Source organism: Actinoplanes sp. NPDC049668, assembly GCF_044465445.1.
In the GTDB taxonomy this organism is placed as follows: domain Bacteria; phylum Actinomycetota; class Actinomycetes; order Mycobacteriales; family Micromonosporaceae; genus Actinoplanes.
This window is the reverse complement of the sequence record NZ_JBITLR010000002.1, coordinates 216,232-237,020: the sequence shown is the minus strand read 5'-3', so window position 1 is coordinate 237,020 and position 20,789 is coordinate 216,232. Positions and strand designations below refer to the sequence as shown.

At 74.3% G+C, this 20,789-nt stretch carries 12 protein-coding genes; 4 read left to right on the top strand and 8 right to left on the bottom strand.

Going from position 1 to position 20,789, the window contains the following annotated elements; genetic code table 11:
• Positions 1-44 precede the first annotated feature (44 nt).
• Positions 45-2,144 (top strand): PQQ-binding-like beta-propeller repeat protein, encoded by a 2,100-nt coding sequence (locus ACIBSW_RS08120; RefSeq protein WP_354729540.1) that lies wholly within the window; start codon positions 45-47, stop codon positions 2,142-2,144.
• Here the strand turns inward: ACIBSW_RS08120 and ACIBSW_RS08115 are convergent.
• From ACIBSW_RS08115 to ACIBSW_RS08090, 6 genes are all read right to left on the bottom strand, one after another.
• Entirely contained in the window at positions 2,138-4,369 is a 2,232-nt protein-coding gene (locus ACIBSW_RS08115; protein ID WP_354729542.1) for a bifunctional diguanylate cyclase/phosphodiesterase, read from the bottom strand. The genes ACIBSW_RS08120 and ACIBSW_RS08115 overlap by 7 nt on opposite strands.
• A 106-nt stretch (positions 4,370-4,475) precedes the next feature.
• A complete protein-coding gene (locus tag ACIBSW_RS08110; RefSeq protein ID WP_354729544.1) occupies positions 4,476-6,107 on the bottom strand; it encodes an acyl-CoA dehydrogenase family protein in 1,632 nt (543 codons plus the stop codon).
• Positions 6,108-6,134: 27 nt separating this feature from the next.
• Positions 6,135-6,845, bottom strand: a complete 711-nt coding sequence (locus tag ACIBSW_RS08105; protein ID WP_354729546.1) for an alpha/beta fold hydrolase — start codon at positions 6,843-6,845, stop codon at positions 6,135-6,137.
• 824 nt (positions 6,846-7,669) lie between these two features.
• A complete protein-coding gene (locus tag ACIBSW_RS08100) occupies positions 7,670-8,758 on the bottom strand; it encodes a helix-hairpin-helix domain-containing protein (RefSeq protein WP_354729247.1) in 1,089 nt (362 codons plus the stop codon).
• A 117-nt stretch (positions 8,759-8,875) separates the two neighbouring features.
• A complete protein-coding gene (locus tag ACIBSW_RS08095) occupies positions 8,876-11,833 on the bottom strand; it encodes an Ig-like domain-containing protein (RefSeq protein ID WP_354729245.1) in 2,958 nt (985 codons plus the stop codon).
• Positions 11,834-12,003: 170 nt separating this feature from the next.
• On the bottom strand, positions 12,004-12,903 hold the full coding sequence (locus ACIBSW_RS08090; RefSeq protein ID WP_354729243.1) for a LysR family transcriptional regulator: 900 nt from the start codon (positions 12,901-12,903) through the stop codon (positions 12,004-12,006).
• Positions 12,904-12,974: 71 nt separating this feature from the next.
• On the opposite strand from ACIBSW_RS08090, the gene ACIBSW_RS08085 reads away from it, so the two are divergent.
• From ACIBSW_RS08085 to ACIBSW_RS08075, 3 genes are read left to right on the top strand one after another with little or no spacing between them, the layout of a single operon-like run.
• Positions 12,975-14,084 carry a TDT family transporter gene (locus ACIBSW_RS08085; protein WP_354729241.1) on the top strand — a complete coding sequence of 370 codons (1,110 nt, stop codon included), beginning with the start codon at positions 12,975-12,977 and terminating at the stop codon, positions 14,082-14,084.
• Positions 14,085-14,096: 12 nt separating this feature from the next.
• Positions 14,097-15,851, top strand: coding sequence for a dynamin family protein (locus tag ACIBSW_RS08080; RefSeq protein WP_354729239.1), 1,755 nt, complete (start codon positions 14,097-14,099; stop codon positions 15,849-15,851).
• Entirely contained in the window at positions 15,848-17,284 is a 1,437-nt protein-coding gene (locus ACIBSW_RS08075) for a dynamin family protein (protein WP_404799275.1), read from the top strand. The genes ACIBSW_RS08080 and ACIBSW_RS08075 overlap by 4 nt, the downstream gene beginning before the upstream one ends.
• A 15-nt stretch (positions 17,285-17,299) precedes the next feature.
• Here ACIBSW_RS08075 and ACIBSW_RS08070 read toward each other — a convergent pair whose 3' ends face one another.
• Entirely contained in the window at positions 17,300-18,148 is an 849-nt protein-coding gene (locus ACIBSW_RS08070; protein WP_354729235.1) for a tetratricopeptide repeat protein, read from the bottom strand.
• Between the two features lie 3 nt (positions 18,149-18,151).
• On the bottom strand, positions 18,152-20,716 hold the full coding sequence (locus ACIBSW_RS08065; RefSeq protein ID WP_354729234.1) for an Hsp70 family protein: 2,565 nt from the start codon (positions 20,714-20,716) through the stop codon (positions 18,152-18,154).
• Positions 20,717-20,789: the final 73 nt, after the last annotated feature.

Here is a 20,789-nt window from a genome sequence, read left to right as displayed (position 1 = left end):
ATCGATGGTCCGCCTGATGGACCAGTCTCGAGAGGGGAACGGCGATGGAGGTCCCGCGCAGAGACGTCCTGCGGGGCGTGGCCGTCACGGCCGCCGCCACGGCACTGACCCAGCTGCCCGCCGCCGGCGCGGACGCGGCGCCCGCCGCCGCGTCGTGCGCCACGCCCGGCGGGAAGGACTTCCCGAAGGTCGGCGGCAACTACGGCAACCAGAACTACTCCGCCCTGCGCGGCATCCACCGGGGCAACCTGCGCCGCCTCGGCGCGGCCTGGGTCAACCGCATCGAAGGCGGCCTGACCACCGGCACCAACCAGAGCACGACGGTCGCCGTCGGCGGCGTCCTCTACATCGAATCGGCGCTGGGCAACGTCCTCGCCGTCGACGGCGGCACCGGCGAGACGAAATGGAAGTACACCCAGACCCGCGGGCCGGTCACCCGGCGCGGCGTCGCCGTCGGCCAGGGCCTGGTGTTCACCCACGGCCGGGGCAACTGGATCATCGCGCTGGACCAGGAGACCGGCGCGGTGGCCTGGGAAAGGCAGATCACCGGGTACGGCAACATGGAGAAGGTCGCGATCACCCACCACGACGGACTGCTGCACGTCGGCACCCACGACAGCGCCCGGGCCGCGGCGCTGGCGCTGAGCGCGACCGACGGCTCGCTGGTCTGGCACTTCTGGGGCACGCCTGGCCCCGGCGAGCTCGGCAACGACACCTGGGAGGGCGACTCCTGGCAGACCGGCGGCGCGGCGCCGTGGATACACCCGGCCCTGGACCCCGAGCTCGGCCTCGTCTACTGGACGTTCGGCAACGTCCGCGGCAACAACTCCTCGCAGGACGGCTCCGGCCGCGGCGGGCAGAACCTGTTCTCCAGCTCGATCGTGGCGCTGGAGATCGCCACCGGGAAGTACCGCTGGCACTTCCAGTCGATACACCACGGCATCTGGGACATGGACAACGTGATGGCGCCGGTCCTGGCCGACGTCCGCATCCGCCGGCGGATGCGCAAGATCGTGGTGTACGGCAGCAAGTCGGGCATGTACTTCATCCTCGACCGCACCGACGGGTCCGCGCCGCTGGGCATCGACGAGGTGCCGGTGCCGCAGGAGCCGCGCCAGAAGACCTGGCCGACGCAACCCTTCCCGCGCCAGGGCCCGTGGACCGAGACCCGGGTCGTGGACCAGCCGCTGGGCACCTCGGTGCCGGGCGACCCGAACCGCGCGGTGCCCAACTACGTGCGGGGCGCGCTGTACGACCCGCACTGGGACGTGCCGGTGCTGTCCATACCCGGGCACGGCGGGGGAGCGGACTGGAACCACCAGTCGTACAGCCACAGCACCGGTCTGGTGTACACGGGCTTCGGCTACGTCGCCGCGGCGCACTCGCTGACCGAGGCGAGCAACGGCCTGCGGCCGCCGGGCGAGTACCAGACGGGCGGCGTGGTGGCGGTCGACCCGGCGACCAACGAGGTGCGCTGGAAGCGGCGGATGCCGTACTCGCTGGCGCACGGCAACGGCGTGCTCAGCACCGCGGGCGACCTGATCTACATCGGGCAGCCCGACGGCAACCTGCTCTGCCTGGACGCCGGCAACGGCCGCGAGCTCTGGCGCTTCCAGACCGGGGCGGCGATCAGCAGCAGCCCGATCATGTACGAGGCCGGCGGGGTGCAGTACCTGGCGGTCTACGCGGGCGGCACCGGCATCCCGTACGGTGACTCGGCGCCGCGCGGCGACTTCCTGTGGGCCTTCCGGATCGGCGGCGACGTGCCGCCCGCGCCGGCCCCGCCGCCGCCGGTGATCCGCCGGCCGGTGTCCGGCGCGCCGGTCGAGGGGCACACCGTCGGCAACACCGTGGTGCTGGCCCGCACCTACAACCCGGCGACCGGCACGGTCGGCGCCACGGAGTCGACCGCGGTGAACGCGATGGCGCCGACCCACCTGCGGGTGCCGGCCGGTACGACCGTGACGTTCGTGAACCCGCCGGACAACGTCCAGGTGCACGGCGCGACCCAGTTCTTCGAGGGCCTCTTCGACGTCCGCCTGCGGCCGGGCGAGTCGTTCGAGTACACGTTCGAGCGTCCGGGGGAGTACTTCTTCAACGACAGCTACAGCCCGCGCCCGACCGGGAAGATCGAGGTCTACTGACCGACGGCGCCGATCGAGGTCGCGGCGAAGTCCGGCGTCGCGGACGGCCTGCCGAAGTGGTAGCCCTGCGCCAGCCGGTAGCCGAGGCGGTGCAGCTCGGCGGCCTGCTCGGCGGTCTCGACGCCCTCGGCGACCGCCATCAGGCCGAGCCCGTTGCTGACCTGGATCAGGGCGGTGGCGATGACGGCGTGCCGGCCGGCCATGGTGATGTTGTCGACGAACGACTTGTCGACCTTCAGGACGTCGACCGGCACGGTCTGCAGCAGGCCGAGCGACGAGTGGCCGGTGCCGAAGTCGTCGAGCGCGATCGTGACGCCCAGCTCGTGCAGCTCGTCGAGCGCCTGAACCGCGTGGCTGCCGCCGAAGACCGCCGTCTCGGTGACCTCGACGGCGAGGCGCTCGGCGGGCAGCCCGGTCTGCGCGAGCGTCGCCGCGACGACCCGGGAGAAGCCGGGCTGGGCGAGCTGGCGGGCCGAGACGTTGACGCTCATCTTGTACGGCGCCCGCTCACCCAGCTCGGCGTCCCAGGCGACCGCCTGCGCGCACGCCGTGCGCAGGATCCACTCGCCGAGCTCGACGATGAGCCCGTTGCGCTCGGCCGCCGGGATGAACAGGTCCGGCGCGACGAACCCCCGGACCGGATGCTCCCAGCGGACCAGGGCCTCCACCCCCCGGATCCGGCCGTGCGGCAGCCCGACGATCGGCTGGTAGACCATGCGGAACTGACCGGCGTCCAGGGCGACGCGCAGCTCCGCGCCGATGCGCGCCTGCTCGTCCGCCTCCTCGTCGAGGTTCTCCGCGTAGCGGCAGTAGCCGTTGCCGGAGCCCTTCGCCACGTACATCGCCACGTCGGCGCGGCGCAGCACCTCGAACGGGTTGGTGGTGCCGCCGCTGTCGGCCACCCCGATGCTGGCGTTGACCAGCAGCTCGTGATCCTCCACCCGGATCGGGGTGCGCAGCGTCTCGGACAGCCGGGCGACGGTGAGGTCGGCCGCCGCGTCCGTCGCGCCCGGCATCATGAGCGCGAACTCGTCGCCGCCCATGCGCGCCACGAGCACGTCGTCCGGCAGGGCCGTGACCAGGCGGCCGGCGAGGACCGTGAGGAGCTGGTCGCCGACGGCGTGGCCGAGCCGGTCGTTGACGCCCTTGAAGTCGTCCAGGTCGAGCAGCGCGACCTGCACCGGTCCCTCGCTCAGCGCCGCGCGCAGCGCCTGCTCGAGGCGGCGCCGGTTGGCGAGGCCGGTCAGGTCGTCCTCCATCGCGAGATCCTCGAGCTGGTCGGCCTGCCGCTGCACCTGCGCGACGAAACCGCCCATCCGGACCACGACGAGCAGAAACAGGACGACGGCGGCTGCCGCGATCGCCACGCGGTTGACGCTGTCACCGCCGATGCCCGGCAGGAACAGCAGCGCGGGCGCCAGCAGCGAGCTGACGGCCAGCGTGGCCAGGCGGCCACGACCGACCCGCGCGGCGCCCGGCAGCTGCGACGGCGCCCCGGCCGAGCGCATCGACGGGTGCAGGGCGGCGGCGCCCCAGGCCACGTACGAGAGCAGGAAGGCCGCGTTGAGCAGGCTGCTCTCGTCGTTCGCGGTGTAGAGCGAGACCAGCGAGTAGCCCACGTCGCCGACCAGCAGGAACACGCCGGCCAGGCCGAGCAGGTGCCCGCTGACCGTGCGGCGCCCGGCGGTGGTGTACAGGCGGGCCAGCATCGCCAGCAGCAGTACGTCGGCCGCGGGATAGGCCACGCTGATGGCCCGCTCGAGCGTCGAGGCGGTCGAGTCGGCGGCGATCGGATGCATGACGAAGACCCAGAACACCAGGCCGAGCCCGGTGCCGACGACGGCCGCGTCGACCAGGCCGGCGAGATCCCGGCTGGCGCGCACCCGCACCAGCAGGACCAGGCCGATCACCAGCATCGGGTACGCGGCCAGGTAGAAGACGTCGGCGAACGACGGATACGGCTCGTCGTGGCGGGCGAAGACGTAGTACTCCCAGACCAGGTCGCCGACGACCCAGGTGATCTGCCCGGCGGCGAACCAGTACCACATCGCCGGGCGCTCGGGCCGGTGCAGCCGCACGCCGAGCAGGATCGCGAGGCCCGCCAGGAGCCCGACCAGGTTGTAGACGAGGTTGGAGGCGAGGTCGTCAGGGGAGAGCAGGAAGTAGCCGGCGGTCAGGCCCGAGCCCACCACCAGCCAGATCCACCAGAGCCTGTTCTGCCGCACAGTGGGCAATCGACCGGGTACGCGCCTGGCTGAGCCTTAACCGGCCCAGGCGACGCCGGTCACCGCGGCACCGGGGTGGTCAACGGTGACCTGCATCACATGAAGGTCAGGCCGGCATGGCCCGTTCCACGATCGCCGCGGTGTCCGCGCCCCGGGGCAGCGTGCCGAACGTGTGCCCCCAGTCGCCGCCGAGCCGGCTCGCGCAGAACGCGTCCGCCACCGCCGCCGGCGCGTGCCGCACCAGCAGCGAGCCCTGCAGCACCACGGCCATCCGCTCCACCACCCGGCGGGCGTCGCTCTCCAGGTCCTCGCCGGCGCCGAGCAGCGCGGTCAGCCCCGCCGTCGCCGCGTCCAGGCGGGCGTCGGCGCCGGCGGCCGCGGCCACCTCCGCCCGGAACGCCTCCAGGCTGCCCGGGTCGCGGCGCAGCGCGCGCAGCACGTCCAGGGCCTGCACGTTCCCGGAACCCTCCCAGATCGAGTTCAGCGGCGCGTCGCGGTAGAGCCGCGGCAGTCCCGACTCCTCCACGTAGCCGTTGCCGCCGAGGCACTCCAGGGCCTCGCCGACCACGGCCGGCTGGCGCTTGCACACCCAGAACTTGCCGACCGCGATCGCCAGGCGGCCGAACGCGCGCTCCTGCGCGTCGCCGCGTACACCCCGGTCGACGGCGCCCGCGAGACGCAGCGCGAGCGCCGTCGCGGCCTCGGACTCCACGGCCAGGTCGGCCAGGACGTTGCGCATCAGCGGCTTGCCGATCAGCGGGCCGCCGAAGGCGGACCGGTGCCGGGCGTGATGCACCGCCTGCACCAGCGCGGCGCGCATCCCGGACGCCGACCCGGTCACGCAGTCCAGCCGGGTCATCGAGACCATCTCGATGATGGTCCGCACGCCCTTGCCCTCGTCGCCGACCAGCCAGCCGACGGTATCGTCGAACTCCGGCTCGCTGCTCGCGTTGCTGCGGTTGCCGAGCTTGTCCTTGAGGCGCTGAATGCGGAACGGGTTACGCTCGCCGTCGGGCAGCACCCGCGGGACCAGGAAGCAGGAGAGCCCGGCCGGCGCCTGCGCCAGCACCAGGAACAGGTCGCACATCGGCGCGCTGGTGAACCACTTGTGCCCGCGCAGCCGGTAGGTGCCGTCAGCGGCCGGCGTCGCGGTGGTGGAATTGGCCCGCACGTCGGAGCCGCCCTGCTTCTCCGTCATGCCCATGCCGGCCAGCAGGCCCCGCTTGGCGGCGGGCGCGCGCAGGCCTGGGTCGTACGCGCGGGCGGTCAGCAGCGGCTCGTAGACGGCCGCCAGCTCCGGCGCGTTGCGCAGGGCCGGCACGACCGCGTACGTCATCGAGATCGGGCAGGAGTGGCCGGCCTCGACCTGGCTCCAGGTGAACATCCCGGCGGCGCGGGCGACGTGCGCGCCGGTCCGGCGGTCCGCCCACGGCGCACCGGCGAGGCCCTCGCCGACCGCGACCTCCATGAGCCGGTGCCAGGACGGGTGGAACTCGACCTCGTCGACGCGGTGGCCGTAGCGGTCGTGGGTGAGCAGGCGCGGCTCGTGCCGGTTGGCCTCCTCGGCCCAGCGCTGCGGCTCGGCCTCGCCGCCGAGCTTGCCGAGCCGGTGCAGGTCGTCGGTCGCCCAGCCGGCGCCCTCGCGGGCGACCCCTTCGAGCAGGGCGGCGTCGGCGGCGATGTCGTGTCCGACCAGCGGCGGCGGCTGGTTGACGACGTCATGGGTAGCGGGAGACATGCGCACAATCTATGGCCCGCGGCCGCCTCAGGACACCGGCGGGGACCAGGTCGCGGCCATCGCCGCGATACGTTCGGCGACGCCGTCCGGGTCGACGACCTGATGCAGGTGCCGGCCGGTCATCCGCTCGACGGCCCACCCGCGCGCGGCGGCCTCGTTCGCCACCTCCTCGTACGGCGGGCCGAACAGCAGGTAGCCGCACGGCCGGCCGTCCCATCCGTCGGGGACGGGGATCTGCTGCTCGTAGTAGCTCAGCGGCAGCCGCGGCAGCTCCGCCTCGACGGCCTCGCGGGTCGCCCGGTCCGCGAACATCGGGGCGACCTCGGCCTCGTCGTACCAGGTGGTCCACGGCGGCAGGACGCCGTCCTCGGCGATCTTCCGCAGGAACTCCAGGTCCTCGGGCCTGGCCACCGGGGTGGCTCCCAGCCGGGCGGGCAGCGCGGCGTCCACGAAGAGGCACCCGGCGACCGGCCTGGTCAGCGCGGCGACGATGGCGGGGACGAACAGGCCGGCGTTGCTGTGCGCGACCAGCACGACCGGGCGATCGGGCGCGAGCTCCGCGACCCGCTCGGCGACCAGTTCGGTGACCCGCGGCCAGAACGGCGGCGCGGTCCGGGCTATGTCGAGCAGCGAGGGCACCACGACGGCGGCGCCGCGCGTGGTGAGCCGCTCGGCCACCGGTGCCCAGGTGGCGGGACCGACGGACGGGCTGTGCACGAGAACGAAGGCGGCGTCCATGACGCTCACATTCCCGGAAAGCGCGGGTTGTCGCCAGGCGGACACGTCACGCCGTCAGCGAAACGGGAGGTCGAGGTTGGTCGGTGGGTGGGATTCGGTTGCGGTGGACGGGTGGGGCCGGGGGTGACCACGCACGGCTTTTGGACCGTTTTAGGCTCGTGTGTGGTCACCCCCGGCCCCACCCTTGCATGGGAGCCTGTTGCGCTGAGGTCTTGGTCGCTCAGCGCTGGGTGCCTGGTATTGCTTGGTGTGCACCTTGCGGTCCGGGGTCTGGCTGCCGCGCTATGGGCGCGGCAGGGGATTTGGTCGGGCTGGCCGGCCTGGGTGGTGGGTCAAGCGGACGCACCTCGCCGGTTGCGGCGCGGACGACGACGCCCGGCCCTTGTGGGTCTCGGGCCGGGCGTCGTCGTGCGGGCCGTGCCCGCGATACGGGTCAGGTCGTCCGGGGTTGCCGCGGCGGTGGGCTCGGGAGTCTGCTTGCCGCTCTGCCGCCAATGCCCAGGTAGCGGGACCGACCGACGGGCTGTGCGCGAGAACGAAGGAGGCGTCCATGGTTACGGGCCGCGACCGGCGAGGTGCGTCCGCTTGACCCACCACCCACGTTGGCCAGCCCGACCGAAATCCCTGCCGCGCCCACAGCGCGGCAGCCAGACCACCCACCGCAAGGTGCACGCCAAAGCCAGACCAGGCACCCAGCGGCGAGCAACCAAGACCCTGGCGCGACAGGCCCCCACCCGTCCACCGCAACCGAATCCCACCCACACCCGCAGACGACGACGCCCGGCCCTTGTGTTTCAAGGGCCGGGCGTCGTCGTGCGGGTGTGTCAGCTGTCCTGGAGGTTTCGGTCGGCGAGCAGCTGCGCGCGCTCCGGCCAGGTCGGCAGGCTCGCCGACGAGCGCATGCCGGCGGACGCGAGCGCGGCACGGAGCGCGGCCTCGTCGCTGGCGGCGAGCTGGGCGAAGGTGGTGATGCCGGCGGTGCGCAGCGCGTCGGCCATCTTCGGGCCGATGCCCGCGATGCGGGTCAGGTCGTCCGGGGTCGCCGCGGCGGCGGGCTCGGGAGTCCGCTGCATGGGCACCTCCGTCACCGGCTCCGGCACGGTCTCCGTCACCGGCTCCGGCGCCGTCTCGACCGGTGCGGCGGGCACCGGTGCGGGGATCGGGAGCTCGGGGGCGGCCACGTCGGCGCGGCCGTTGCGGTCGCCGTCAGCGAGTAGACGTGCCTGCTCGGGCCAGGTTGCCAGGCCCGGGGCGGAGCGCAGGCCGGCCGACTTGACGGTGGAGCGCAGGGTCTCGGCGTCGGTGTCGGCGAGGTCGCGGAAGGTGGTGATGCCGGCGGCGGCCAGGGCGGTCGCGATCTTCGGGCCGATGCCCTCGATGAGGACGAGCTTGTCCGGGCTTGCGACCTGCGCGGCAACGGGCTCGACGACAGCGACAGGCTCGGGCTCGGCAACGACGATGGGCTCGGGCTCGACGACGGCGACGACGGGCTCAGCAACGGCGACAGACTCGGCGACCGGCTCGGGCTCGGCGATCGGCTCGGGGTCCGTGACGGGCTCGGCGACGGCGACCGGCTCGGGCACGGCGACGGGCTCCGGCTCCGCGACGGGCTCGGCGGCGACCGGCTCGGGTTCGGCAACGGGCTCGGCGGCCGCGACGGGCTCAGCGGCGGGCTCGGGCTCAGCGGCGGGCTCGGTGGCCGCGGCGGGCTCCGGCTCGGTCGCCGGGGTTTCCGCGGTGTCCGTGGCCGGCTTGGCCTCGGCGGTCGCGGTGGCCGACTCGGTGGAGGTGGAAGAGGTCGCGTCGTCGACCGGCGACTGTGCGGAGCGGCGGGCGAGGATGCGACCCCGGACCAGCCAGCCCACGAACAGGCACACGAGCAGTGCGGCAACTATGGAAAGGAGCGATGCCACGGCATGGCCTCCGAAGACAGGGATCGAGATGTAGCGCGCAGCTTTGCACATCTCGATACCGCACCCGGCACGGCGTGCCGTATTCGTGACCCCAAGTGGGTGAATTCGCCCGTCCGGTCAGGGGTGTGGTCGGAGCAGGGTGATCCGGTTCGCGCCCAGCTCGGTGACGTACAGGTTTCCGGTCGCGGTGTCCTGGGTGACGTCGAGCGGCTGGCTGAAGCCGGTCAGGCCGTCGAGGCCGGTGGTGCGGTTGCTCAGTGTGCCGTTCGGCGCGACGTCGAAGGTTTCGATGTCCTGTCCGGCCGAGTAGCGGACTACCAGAAGTTTGCCGTCCAGGGTGCCGCCGCGGTACTCGATGGCGCCGTTGGCCGAGGCGTGCAGGCCCGCGTCGTAGGTGCCGGCCAGGTCGAAGGCGGGGTCCGGCTGCGTGCCGACCGGGTACGCGCCGACCTGGAACGCGTCGGTGCCCGCGGTCGGGTTGCCGCCGGCCAGCACCCACTCGCAGCGCAGCGGGTTCGGGTGGCCGTAGTAGCGGCCCGGCTTCACGTCGAAGACGTAGTCGGTCTCGGCGGTGGGCACATTGGTCAGCGCCGGCACGGCTGGTGCGGTGTAGCCGCGGCGGGCGCAGGACGCGGGCAGCGGCATGGGCGTTGCGGGGGTGTTGCCGCCGGCGGCCGAGCCGTTGGTCGGCGCGTACAGGTGGCCGTTGCGGTGCCAGACCAGGTCGTAGGCGTTGCGGACGCCGGTGGCGTAGATGGTCAGCGGCGCACCGGCGGCGTACGGGTCGTAGTTGCCGCCGTCCGCTGTTCGCACGTCGATCGGCGTGCCGGTGAAGGTCGTCGGGTCGAGTCGCAGCACCGCCGCGCTGAGCAGTTGCTCGGACCGGTTTCCCCAGGTGGAGTCGGGCGCGCCCATCGCGTTGTTGGCGCCCTGCGAGACGTACAGCGCGCCGTCGGGACCGAAGGCCAGCGAGTTCGTCTCGTGGTCCTTGACCGAGCGTGGCAGACCGGTCACGACCGGCGCGTAGGTGCCCAGGCCGGGTCCGCTGAGCCGGCCGATCCGGCCCGACCAGTCCGGCACGTTCAGCGGGCCCACGTACTCGTAGTTGTCGGTCACCCAGAGGTTGCCCGCGGGGTCGAAGGCCATGCCGATCACCGTGCGGGCCGGCGCGCCGGGCAGGCCCAGCGCCGCCGCGTTGTCGCGTACCGCGGTGATGGTCGTCGCCGCGCCGAGGGTGCCGTCGGCGTTGATCACGAAGCGCAGGATGCGCCCGTCGAGGGTGCCCGCGTACAGGCGGCCGTCGGGGCCCTTGACCACCGTCGTGAAGGGTGCGCCGGTCGCGACGCCGACCACCTTGTCGAAGCCCGGGCCGCCGGGACCGCTGCCGGCCCCGGTCGTGAACACGATCGAGTACGGGGTGAAGGCGCGCCCGCCCACGTCGCGTACACCGGACGTCAGGGTGAACCGGTACGTCGTGTTCGCCGCCAGCGGGGAGTTCGGCGAGAGGTTGACGACGTCGCCGCCGCCGCTGGTGATCACGTTGGCGGGCACTGCCGCGCCGTCGGCGAGCCGGGTCAGCGTCACTGTCGCTCCGGTCAGTGTCGCCGGGTCGACGCCGCCGCCGGGTAGCACCAGGTCCTCGACGACGCTGGTGGTCAGCGGCACGGCGGTGGCGCCGTTCGCGGGCGTGCTGGTCCGCACCCCCGGCAGCGCGCCTGCCTGCGGGACGCTGACCACGTCCACGTAGTTCAGTTTGGTGTTGGTGCCGCCGGTCGCGCTGAGCGTGAGCCGCCCGTCGGTGACCGTGACCGTCCGCGTCACGGTGGCGTGCCGCGCCGACGCGGTCGGGGCGAAGGCGGCGACGCCGTTCTGGTCCTCGATGCCGAGCCAGTGCACGCTGTCGAGCGCGGTGCCGGCGTCGCCGACCGCGGCCGTCACCGTGTAGGTGCCGTTCGGCACGGCCGCCTCCCAGGAGCCGGGCGCGGTGACGCCCGCCGACCCGGCGGGCAGCTGGGCGTGCACCAGCGTGGCGAGCCGCACGTCGCTCTGCCCCGCCGCCGGGTTCCGGTTGCGGCCGTTGCCGGCGAGGCTCAGCGGCGTGGTCGTGCCCGGCTGCACCCAGCCGTACCCGCGGGCGGCGGCGAACGCGTCGCCGGAGTCGCGCAGGTAGCCGGCCGGTGGCGCGGTGGCGGCGTCGGAGAAGTTCACCCGCAGCGCGAACGCCGCCGGAGTCGCGGTGACCGTCGCGGACCGCGCGGACTCCGCGCCGGCGGTGTCCACCGCCGTGACGGCGTAGCCGTACGCGGTCCCGTTGCCGACCGCGGTGTCCAGCCACGACGCCCGGGCCAGCGGCGCCGGTCCGGAGACGAGCGTGCCGCCCCGGTAGACGCGGTAACCGGCGAGGTCGGCCGCGGTCGACGCCGTCCAGGCCACCGCGACCTGCGAATCCCCGGGCGTCGCGGTCACGCCGGCCGGTGCCGCGGGCGGCCCGACCCGGCCGATCTCCAGGTAGTTCAGCTTGGTGTTGGTGCCGCCGGTCGCGTCGATCGTCAGCCGGCCGTCGCTGACCGGCACGGTCACGGTGGCGGTGCGGAACTCGGCCGCGGCGGTCGAGACGAACCCGGACACCACGGCGACGCCCTCGGCCCGGATCGTGTGCGAGCTGTCGTACGCGGGCCGGTCGCCGACCGCCACCGTCACCTGGTAGGTGCCGGGCGGCAGCGCGTACTCCCAGGCGCCCGGCGTCGCCACGCCGGCGGTGCCGCCGACGTCGCCGTACTGGAGGTGGATGAGGGTGTTGAGCCGCGGGTCGATGCCGGCCCGCGCGCGGTCGCGGGTGTTGCGGGTCAGGTCCAGCGGATCGTGTGTCCCGGAGACCACCCAGCCGGACCCGCGCGCCGCGTCGAACGCCAGGCCCGTGTCGGCGGCGTACCCGGCCGGCACCGCCGACGCCGCGGGCTGGAAGTCGACCTTCGCGATGGTTGTCACGGCGGCGCGCGCGGGTGCCACCGACGCGAACGGCGCGGCCAGCGCGGCCAGCGCGACAAGGGCCACGATCCACAGACGACGATGCACGGCGATCCCCCAGACCGGCCCTCACCGGACCGATGCCAAGCTCGCACGATCAACGCCGCTGTGTATCTGTCAGGAATCCGTCGAGGTCGTATCCGCAGCTCAGGCCGGGAGCCGTTTCGTCCGAGCCCGATCACTGCGCGGGAACACCGAGACCTGGCCAAATGCGGAGATCAGCGGTGCCGCCGGGCGATCGCGTACAGATCGCGGGCGGGCCCGATGAGCTGGCCGCCGGCCGGCCAGACCGCGCGCAGCTGCCGCTGCAGGAGCATCGGGGCCGGCACCGCGACCAGCGTGCCGGCGGCCAGCTCGGCGGTGACGGCCAGCGAACTGAGCACCGCCGCGCCGCTGCCCGCCGCGACCGCGTGCTTGATCGCCGTCGTCGACGACAGCTCCAGCAGCGGCGCCTCCGCCGTGGACGGCCGCAGCGACTCCTCGAACGCGCGCCGGGTGCCCGAGCCCGCCTCCCGCGACACCAGCGGGGTCGCGGCCAGCTCGGCCGCGGTGACGCCGCGCCGCCGCCGCGACCAGGGGTGATCCGGCGCCACCACGACCACCAGCCGGTCGGCGGCGACGGCCTCGGCGTGCAGCCCGGCCGGTACGTCCGGGCCCTCGACGAAGCCCAGCTCCACCTCGCCGGCGAGGACCGCCGCCGCGACCTCGGCGGAGTTCGCCGCCCGCAGCGTCACGCTCAGCCCGGGATGCCCGGGCCGCAGCGCGACCAGCCACGCCGGCAGCAGATACTCCGCGACGGTCTGGCTGGCGGCCACCGCGAGCCGGCTCTCGTGGCTGGTGCGCAGCGCGGCGGCGCCGGTGGCCAGGGCGTCGGCGGCGTCGACGGCCGCCCGCGCCCAGTCGGCGACCAGGGCGCCCGTCGCGGTCAGTGTCGAGCCGCGCGGCGAGCGGTGCAGCAGGGTCAGCCCGAGCCGGCGCTCCAGCTCGCGCAGGCGGGCGCTCGCGGCCGGCTGGGAGATGCGGTGCGCGGTCGCCGCACGGCCGACGCTGCCCAGCCGGGCGACGCTGAGCAGCAGGTCGAACGGGGTGAGGTCGGTGACCTGCGGCGGCAGAGGCATAACCGCAGCCTATGACGCCTGAGGGTGGCGCCGGGTACCGGGCCGGCCCGGATGACCGGACAGTGGAGATCATGACCGCCCTGCTGGAGCGACAGTCCCGTACCGCACGTAGCGCACCCACGATCGTGTTCGGCCCGAACTGGTTCGCCGTCGTGATGGGCACCGGCATCCTCGCCACGGCCGCCGCCGCCCTGCCGGTGCACGTGCCGGGGCTGCGCACCCTGGCCGTCCTCGGCTGGGCCCTGGCCGCGGCGCTGCTGGTCGTCCTGGTGGTCGCGGCGGTCCGGCACGCGACCACGTACGCCGACGACCCGGTCCTGTCGCAGTTCTGGGGAGCGCCGCCGATGGCGCTGATGACCGTCGGCGCCGGCACCCTGCTGGTCGGCCGGGACTGGCTCGGCGAGCCGGTCGCCGTCGCCGTCGACCTGGTGCTCTGGACCGTCGGCACGGTGCTCGGGCTGGTCGTGGCCGTCGCGGTCCCGTACCGGATGATGACCCAGCACCGCGCCGGGCCGGACGCGGCCTTCGGCGGATGGCTCATGCCGGTGGTCTCGCCGATGGTCTCCGCCGCCGGCGGCGCGCTGCTCGTCCCGCACGTCGCGGCCCGCGCCGAGCTGCTGCTGGCCTGCTACGCGATGTTCGGGATCAGCCTCTTCGCGGCGGTCGTCGTGATCGGCCAGATCTGGGGCCGGCTGGTGCGGCACGGCCCCGGCCCCGCCCGGCTGGTGCCGACGCTGTGGATCGTGCTCGGCCCGCTCGGACAGTCGGTCACCGCCGCACACCTGCTCGGGCGCGCCGCCGAGGGCGTGCTGCCCGAGCCGTACGCGACCGGTGCACAGCTGGCCGCGGTGCTCTACGGCGTACCGGCGCTGGGTTTCGCCCTGTTCTGGGCGGCGCTGGCCGGCGCGATCACCGTGCGGACCGCCCGGGCCGGCCTGCCCTTCTCGCTGACCTGGTGGAGCTTCACGTTCCCGGTCGGCACGGTGGCGACCGGCGCGAGCGGCCTCGCCGTGCGCACCGGCTCCGGCCTGCCGGCCGCCCTGGCCGTCCTGCTCTACGCCGGGCTGGTCGCCGCCTGGGCGGTCGTCGCCGTCCGCACGGTGCGCGGGCTGCGGCGGGGCGACCTTCTGCGACCGGCGCCGCCCGCGATAGGGTCTGAGCAGGCCCGCGTGGACATGTAATGAGGGAGCCGGTTGGCTACGGACCTGCTCGCCGAGCTGGACGGCGCGCGCCGCCTGGCCGCCGCGAACGACCGGCCCGACCTTGCCGAGCGGCTGGACCGGGCCGTCGAGCGACTGCGCGCCGACGACGTCGCGGTCGCCGTGGTCGGCGAGTTCAAACAGGGCAAGAGCACGCTGGTCAACGCCCTGCTGCGCACCGACATCTGCCCCGTCGACGCCGACGTCGTCACCGCGGTCCCGACCGTGCTGCGCTTCGGCACCCCGCCGTCGGTCACCCTGCAGATCCCCGCCGAGGACGGCACCGTGCGTCCGGTCGGCGTGCCGTTCGGCGACCTGTACCGGCACGTCACCGAGGGCGCGCCCGGCGCCGACGGCGAGGCCGCGCCGCGCAGCGTCGAGGTGTGCCTGGACCGGCGGCTGCTCGGCGCCGGGCTGTCCTTGATCGACACGCCCGGCGTCGGCGGCCTGGACTCCGCGCAGGGCAACCTCACCCTCGCCGCGCTGGCCACGGCCGGTGCGGCGCTCTTCGTGACCGACGCGGCGCAGGAGCTGACCGCTCCCGAGGTCGATTTCCTGCGCCGCACGCTGGAACGCTGCCCGAACGTCTGCTGCGTCGTCACGAAGACCGACCTGCACGGAGACTGGCGGCGCATCGTCGAGCTCAACGCCGGCCACCTCGCCAAGCAGGGCCTCGACGTGCCGATCATCGCCGTCTCCTCGTTCCTGCGGCTGCGCGCCCACGCCCGTGACAGCACCGAGCTCAACGTCGAGTCCGGCTTCCCGCGCCTGGTCGAGCTGCTGCGCCGCGACGTGCTCGGCGCGGCCCGGGCGGGCATGCAGGCCGCGGCGCGCGCCGAGCTGACGTTCGTCGTCGGCCAGCTGCGCGAGCGCGTGGTCGCCGAGCAGGCCGCGGCGGCGTCGCCCGCCGCGGCCGCCGCGATCACCGACCGGTACGCGGAGCGCCGGCGCCGTACCCAGTCCCTCGGCACCTGGCAGACCGTGCTGGGCGACGGCATCCAGGACCTCACCACGGACGTCGACCACGACCTGCGCGAACGCCTCCGAGGGCTGCTGCGGCGCGGCGAGGCGCTGCTGGACGAGTCCGACCCGCGCGACACCTGGCGCGACTTCCAGGCCTGGGCGGCCCGGGAGGCGACGGCCGCCGCCGTCGACAACCTGATGCTGCTGGTCACCCGCACCGAGCAGCTCGCCCGCGACGTCGCGGAACGCTTCGACCTCGAGTACGACGGCCTCGACGTCGACCTGCCGTCACCCGAGCAGGGCCTGGGCAAGGTCGGCGAGCTGGACGTCAGCTTCCACAAGTCCGGCATGCAGCAGTTCCTCGGCGCGTTCACCGCGGCCCGGATCACCTACGGCGGCTTCTACATGCTCGGCGCACTCGGGGCACTGTTCAACGTCGCCGTCGCCGCGCCGATCGGGCTGCTCGCGGGCCTGACCCTGGGCCGCCGGCTGATCAGACAGGAGCGGGACCGGCAGGCACAGCAGCGGCGCCTGCAGGCGAAGGCCGAGCTGCGCCGCTACGTCGACGACGTCTCCTTCCACGTCGGGCGCGACTCGCGCGAGGCGGTCCGGCGCACCCAGCGTTTCCTGCGCGACGAGTTCGGCGCCCGCGCCGCGGCGGTCGACCGCTCCACCGCGACGGCCGCGGCCGCCGTACGCGAGACCGCGGCCCTGCCGGAGGCCGCGCGGCGAGAGCGGGCCCGCCGGCTCGCGTCCCTGCGCGGCGAACTGGACCGGCTCGGATGAGCGCCCCGATGACCCTGCTGGAGCAGGTCCGTGCGCTGCTCGACCGGGCGGGCGCGGAGACCGCCGATCCGGCCGTGCGCGCCGCGATCGCCGGCGCCCGCCGGCGCCTCGACGAGCCGCTGCGCGTCGCCATCGCCGGCAAGGTCAAGGCCGGCAAGTCCACCCTGCTCAACGCCCTGGTCGGCGAGGGCCTCGCGCCGACCGACGCGGGGGAGTGCACCCGGATCGTCACCTGGTACGCCGACGGCCCCACCTACGCGGTCACCGCGCACCTGACCGACGGCGGCACCGAGGCGCGGCCGTTCAACCGGGTCGACGGCGCCGTGCGGATCAGCCTCGGCCGCCCCGCCGAGCAGGTCGACCACCTCGAGGTGCGGGTACCCAGCGCCCGGCTGCGCCGGCACACCCTGATCGACACCCCGGGTATCGCGTCGCTCTCCACCGACGTCTCCCTGCGTACCATGGCGTTCCTCGACGCCGAGGGTGAGCGGGCCGCCAAGACCGACGCCGTCATCTACCTGCTGCGCCACATGCACGCCAGCGACGTCCGCTTCCTCGAGTCCTTCCACGGCGACGGCCTGTCCAGCGGCACCCCGGTCAACGCCGTCGGCGTGCTGTCGCGCGCCGACGAGATCGGCGGCGCCCGCCTCGACGCGATGGCGGCGGCGGCGCGGGTCGCCGGCCGGTACGCCTCCGACGAGCGGCTGCGCCGGCTCTGCCCGATAGTCGTCCCGGTCGCGGGCCTGCTCGGCGCGGCCGGCGCGACCCTGCGCGAGGACGAGTACCGGACGCTGGCCGCGGTGGCCGCCGAGCCCATGGCCGAGATCGTCGAGCTGCTGCTCACCGCCGACCGCTTCGCCGCGTCGGCGCCCGAGCGCCGCGAGGCCCTGCAGCGGCTCGGCCTGTTCGGGGTCCGGCTGTCCGTGCGGCTGATCCGCGAGGGCAAGGTGCACGACTCCGCCGACCTGGCCGCGGCGCTGACCGAGCACAGCGGTATCGACCGGCTGCGCGCGGTCTTCGCGGCCCAGTTCGTCGGCCGCAGCGAGGTGCTGAAGGCCCGCTCGGCGCTGGCCGTGCTCGACGAGTTCCTGACGCCCGGCTCGGCGCTGGCCGCCGAGGCCGAGCGGATCCGGGCCAGCGCGCACGAGTTCGTCGAGCTGCGGCTGCTCCACCTGGTCCGGTCCGGGCGGCTGCCGGGCACCGACGCGCAACTGGCCGAGATGGACCTGCTGCTCGGCGGCGCGGGCGGCGCCGCGCACCACCGGCTCGGCCTGCCGGCGGACGCGCCGCCGGCCCGGATCGCGGCGGCGGCCCAGGTGGCGCTGGCCCGGTGGCAGGGCGTGGCCGAGCACCCGTTCACGGCCCGGGAACTGCGCACGGCGGCCCGCGCCGTGGCCCGCAGCTGCGAGGGCCTCCTCGCCGCGGTCTCCTGAACCGCGCGTCGCGGTTCAGGACCCTCGCTCGTCGCGGACGCGCTCCGACATGGCGGCCTGTTCCCGGCGGACCCGTTCGAGAATGGTCGTGTCGGCCAGCAGGTCGGGGAGGCCGACCTCGCGGTCCAGCGCCACGACCTGTTCCAGTTCGGCGACGGCCCGGTCGAGCTCGCCCCGCTGGTGGTAGAGCATGGCGATGTTGTACCGCGTGATCGCCTCGCCGGCCCGGTCGCCGACCTCCTGGACGATGGGCAGGGCCTGTCCGTAGTGGTCCAGCGCAGCCTCGAGGTCGCCCAGGTTGTCGTAGGCGAGGCCGATGTTGTTCAACGTGGCGGCCTCGCCGGCCCGGTCGCCGACCTCGCGGCGGATCGGCAGGGCCTGGTGGAAGTAGTCCAGCGCCTTCTGCTGGTCGCCCAGTTTGTTCTGCACGCTGCCGATGTTGTTCAGCGTGACGGCCTCGCCGGCCCGGTCGCCGACCTCCCGCTGGATCGGCAGGGCCTGGCCGTAGTGGTCCAGCGCCTTCTGCCGGTGGCCCAGTACGTCATACGCGAGGCCCATGCTGGTCAGCGTGGCGGCCTCATTGCCGCGGTCGTCGGCGGCCCGGTACAGGCTCAGCGCGCGGTCGTAGGCGGCCAGCGCCTCCGTGGGGGAGCCGATGATGCGCTTGGCCCGCCCCAGGTCGTAGTAGGCGCCGGCGTCGTCGCCCAGGGTCAGGGTCTGCTCGGCCAGCCGGATCACGTCGGCGAACCGCGACCGGGTCAGCCACACCCGGCCGACCAGGTCGCCCACCGCACTCGCGATGCCGGCCTCGCGGCCGGCCACCGCCAGGCGGTGCACCTCCACCAGCTGAGCGATCGACGTCATGGCTCAGGACCAGGAGGGGTGACCCTCGCGGGCGTTGCCCTGGGTCAGCGTTACCTCGTCGCTGCCGTCCGCCTTGACGATGACGATCTTCGGCCGTTCCAGCACGCCGCGGGTGAACGCCAGCCAGTCGCCGCCCGGCGCCCAGGACGGGTCCATCTCCCGTTCGGCGTCGAAGGTCAGTTGCCGGGCCTTCGAGCCGTCGCTGCCGATCAGCCAGATGTCGGAGAGGTCGGGCGAGGTCTTGCGGGTGTACGCGATGGTCTTGCCGTCCGGCGACCACGACGGGTCGTTCGCGGGACCGGATTCGCCCTTGGTGATCTGCTTGCCGGGCTCCTCGGGGTCCGCGACCGTCAGCACGAAGATCTGCCGTACGCCGTCGACCTCGGTCCAGTAGGCGATCTTCTTGCCGTCGGGTGACCAGACCGGGTCGTCCTTGACCCGGCTCGACCAGGTCAGCTGGGTCGGCTCGGACTCGCCGAACTTGAGGGTGAAGATCTGCGCCGTGCCGTTGACCTTGCGCATGAACGCGATCCGGGTGCCGTCGGGTGCCCAGTCGGCCCCGCCGGCGGTGTCGCCGATCACCTTCTCGGAGTCGGTGCCGTCGGCGTTCAGCAGCCAGATCGAGTTTCCGCCGTCGGGCAGCCTGCGGGTCAGCGTCATCTGCTTGCGGTCCGGTGACCAGTCGGGGCCGACGTCGTTGCCGCGCTCGGAGATCAGCGTGCGGTCCGGCTGTCCCGGGGTGAGCAGCTTGATGACGGACTTGCCCGCCGGCCAGCTCTCCTTGCCGGTGTCGACGCGGATGTACATGGGGTCCGTCGGGTACGGCGGCGCGGTGACCGACGGCGAGGCCGGCGCCGAGGCCGGCGGCTGTGCACCGGTGCCGCCCTTGCGGTCGTCGCCGCGGTTCAGCGCGATCACGGCCGCCGTGGTTCCGGCGATGACGGCAAGGGTGAGCGCGCCGACCATGATCATGAGGCGGCCGGTACGCCTGGGTGATCCGTTCTCGTCCCCGCCCGCCGGCGGGTAGGTGCCGGGCGGGACGGGCGGCGCCGACCCGAGGGCCGGGGTTCCGAATCGCGGGCCGGCGGACACCGGAACCGGCGCGGTGCCGGAGACGGAGGCCGCGCCGCGCGAGAAGGCGACCGGCGCCGCGGAGCCGTAGGTGACGCCGGTGGTCGGCTCGTCGACGACGGGTGTCGCGTGCGCCCGGGCGCTCGGGACACCGTTGCCGCTCACGGCCGGGATCGGCGCGCTGCCGGCTCCTGGCGCGGGCATGACCTGTGTGGACGGGAGGCTCGCCTCGGCCGGTGCCGGCGTCCGGTCCGCGGCGGTGATCGAGGTGGTCTGTGCCGGTGCCGCGCTCGCGGTGGCGGCCACCACCGGTGGGGCGGCGCCGTGGCCCGGTGCGGAAGCCCGGTCCGGGGGTCCGGTCGTCTCCGCCGGCGGCGCGGCGGTGCCGGCGTGGGCGGTCGGCGCGACCGCCGCCGCGAACGGCGAGGTCCCGCCGGTGATCAGCGCGGTCGACACCGCGGCGCCCAACGCGATGCTGTGCTCCGGATGCGGGTCGGCCACCACCGGCCGGTCGAACGCCGTGGACAGCAGCTGGCTGACCAGCGGAATCCGCGACGAGCCGCCGGCCAGCAGCACCGCGTCGAGCTCGCCCGGCGCCACCCCGGCCCGGCGCAGCGCCCGGTGCATCGCCGTCACCGTGTCCTCGAGCGCGGGCGCGATCATCGACTCCAGTTCGGAGCGGTTCAGCCGGACCCGGGTGTGCGTCCCGGGCAGCGCCACCGGGATCATCACCTCGGTGTCGAAGGAGAGCGCCTCCTTGGCCTCCACGCAGTCGCGGCGCAGCCGGGACAGGGCGGTGACCACGGCCGGTTCCTCCGGGTCCAGGCCCTCGACCGCGCCGCCGAGCACGCCGAGGACGTGCCCGAAGACCGCCTCGTCGAAGTCGGCGCCGCCGAGCTGCTCGATGCCCTCCGGCTCGCCGAGCAGCTGGAAGCCCTCGCCGTCGCGGCGCAGCACGGCCGCGTCGAACGTGCCGCCGCCCAGGTCGTAGACCGCGACGGTCTCGCCCGGCGCGATCCTGCGGGCGGTCGCGTGCTGCAGCGCGGCGGCCTCGGGCTCGGTGCGCAGCAGCACCGGGCCGGTGTCGGCCAGCCGCAGCGCCTGGTCGAGCTGCTCGCGCTTGTAGGGGCCCCAGTTCGCCGGGTGCGTCACGGTCAGCACCGCCGGCGGCCCGCCCTGGAGCTGGGCGACCGCGTCGAGGACGTGGCGCAGCAGCTTGGCGGTCAGCGCGTGCGCCGAGAACGGCGCCCCGCCGACCAGGATCGGCACCGGGTCGCCGATGCGGCGCTTGAACTCGCGCGCCAGCCGGGCCGGCTCGGTCAGGCCGCGGCGCTCGGCCGCCTCGCCGATCAGCAGGCCGCCGTCGGGGCGCACGAAGACCAGCGAGGGGATCTCGGCGCGGCGCCCGCCCAGCCGGGCCACCTCCACGCGGCCGTCGGCGCGGACCGCGGCCGCCGTCTGGGTCGTGCCGAGGTCGACACCCAAGCCGTACTGCATCACCACAGCTCAAGACCTTACGGGCAGCGCGCCACCGGCGGCACCGCCGGACGGGCTGTGTCGGGGGTGGTGT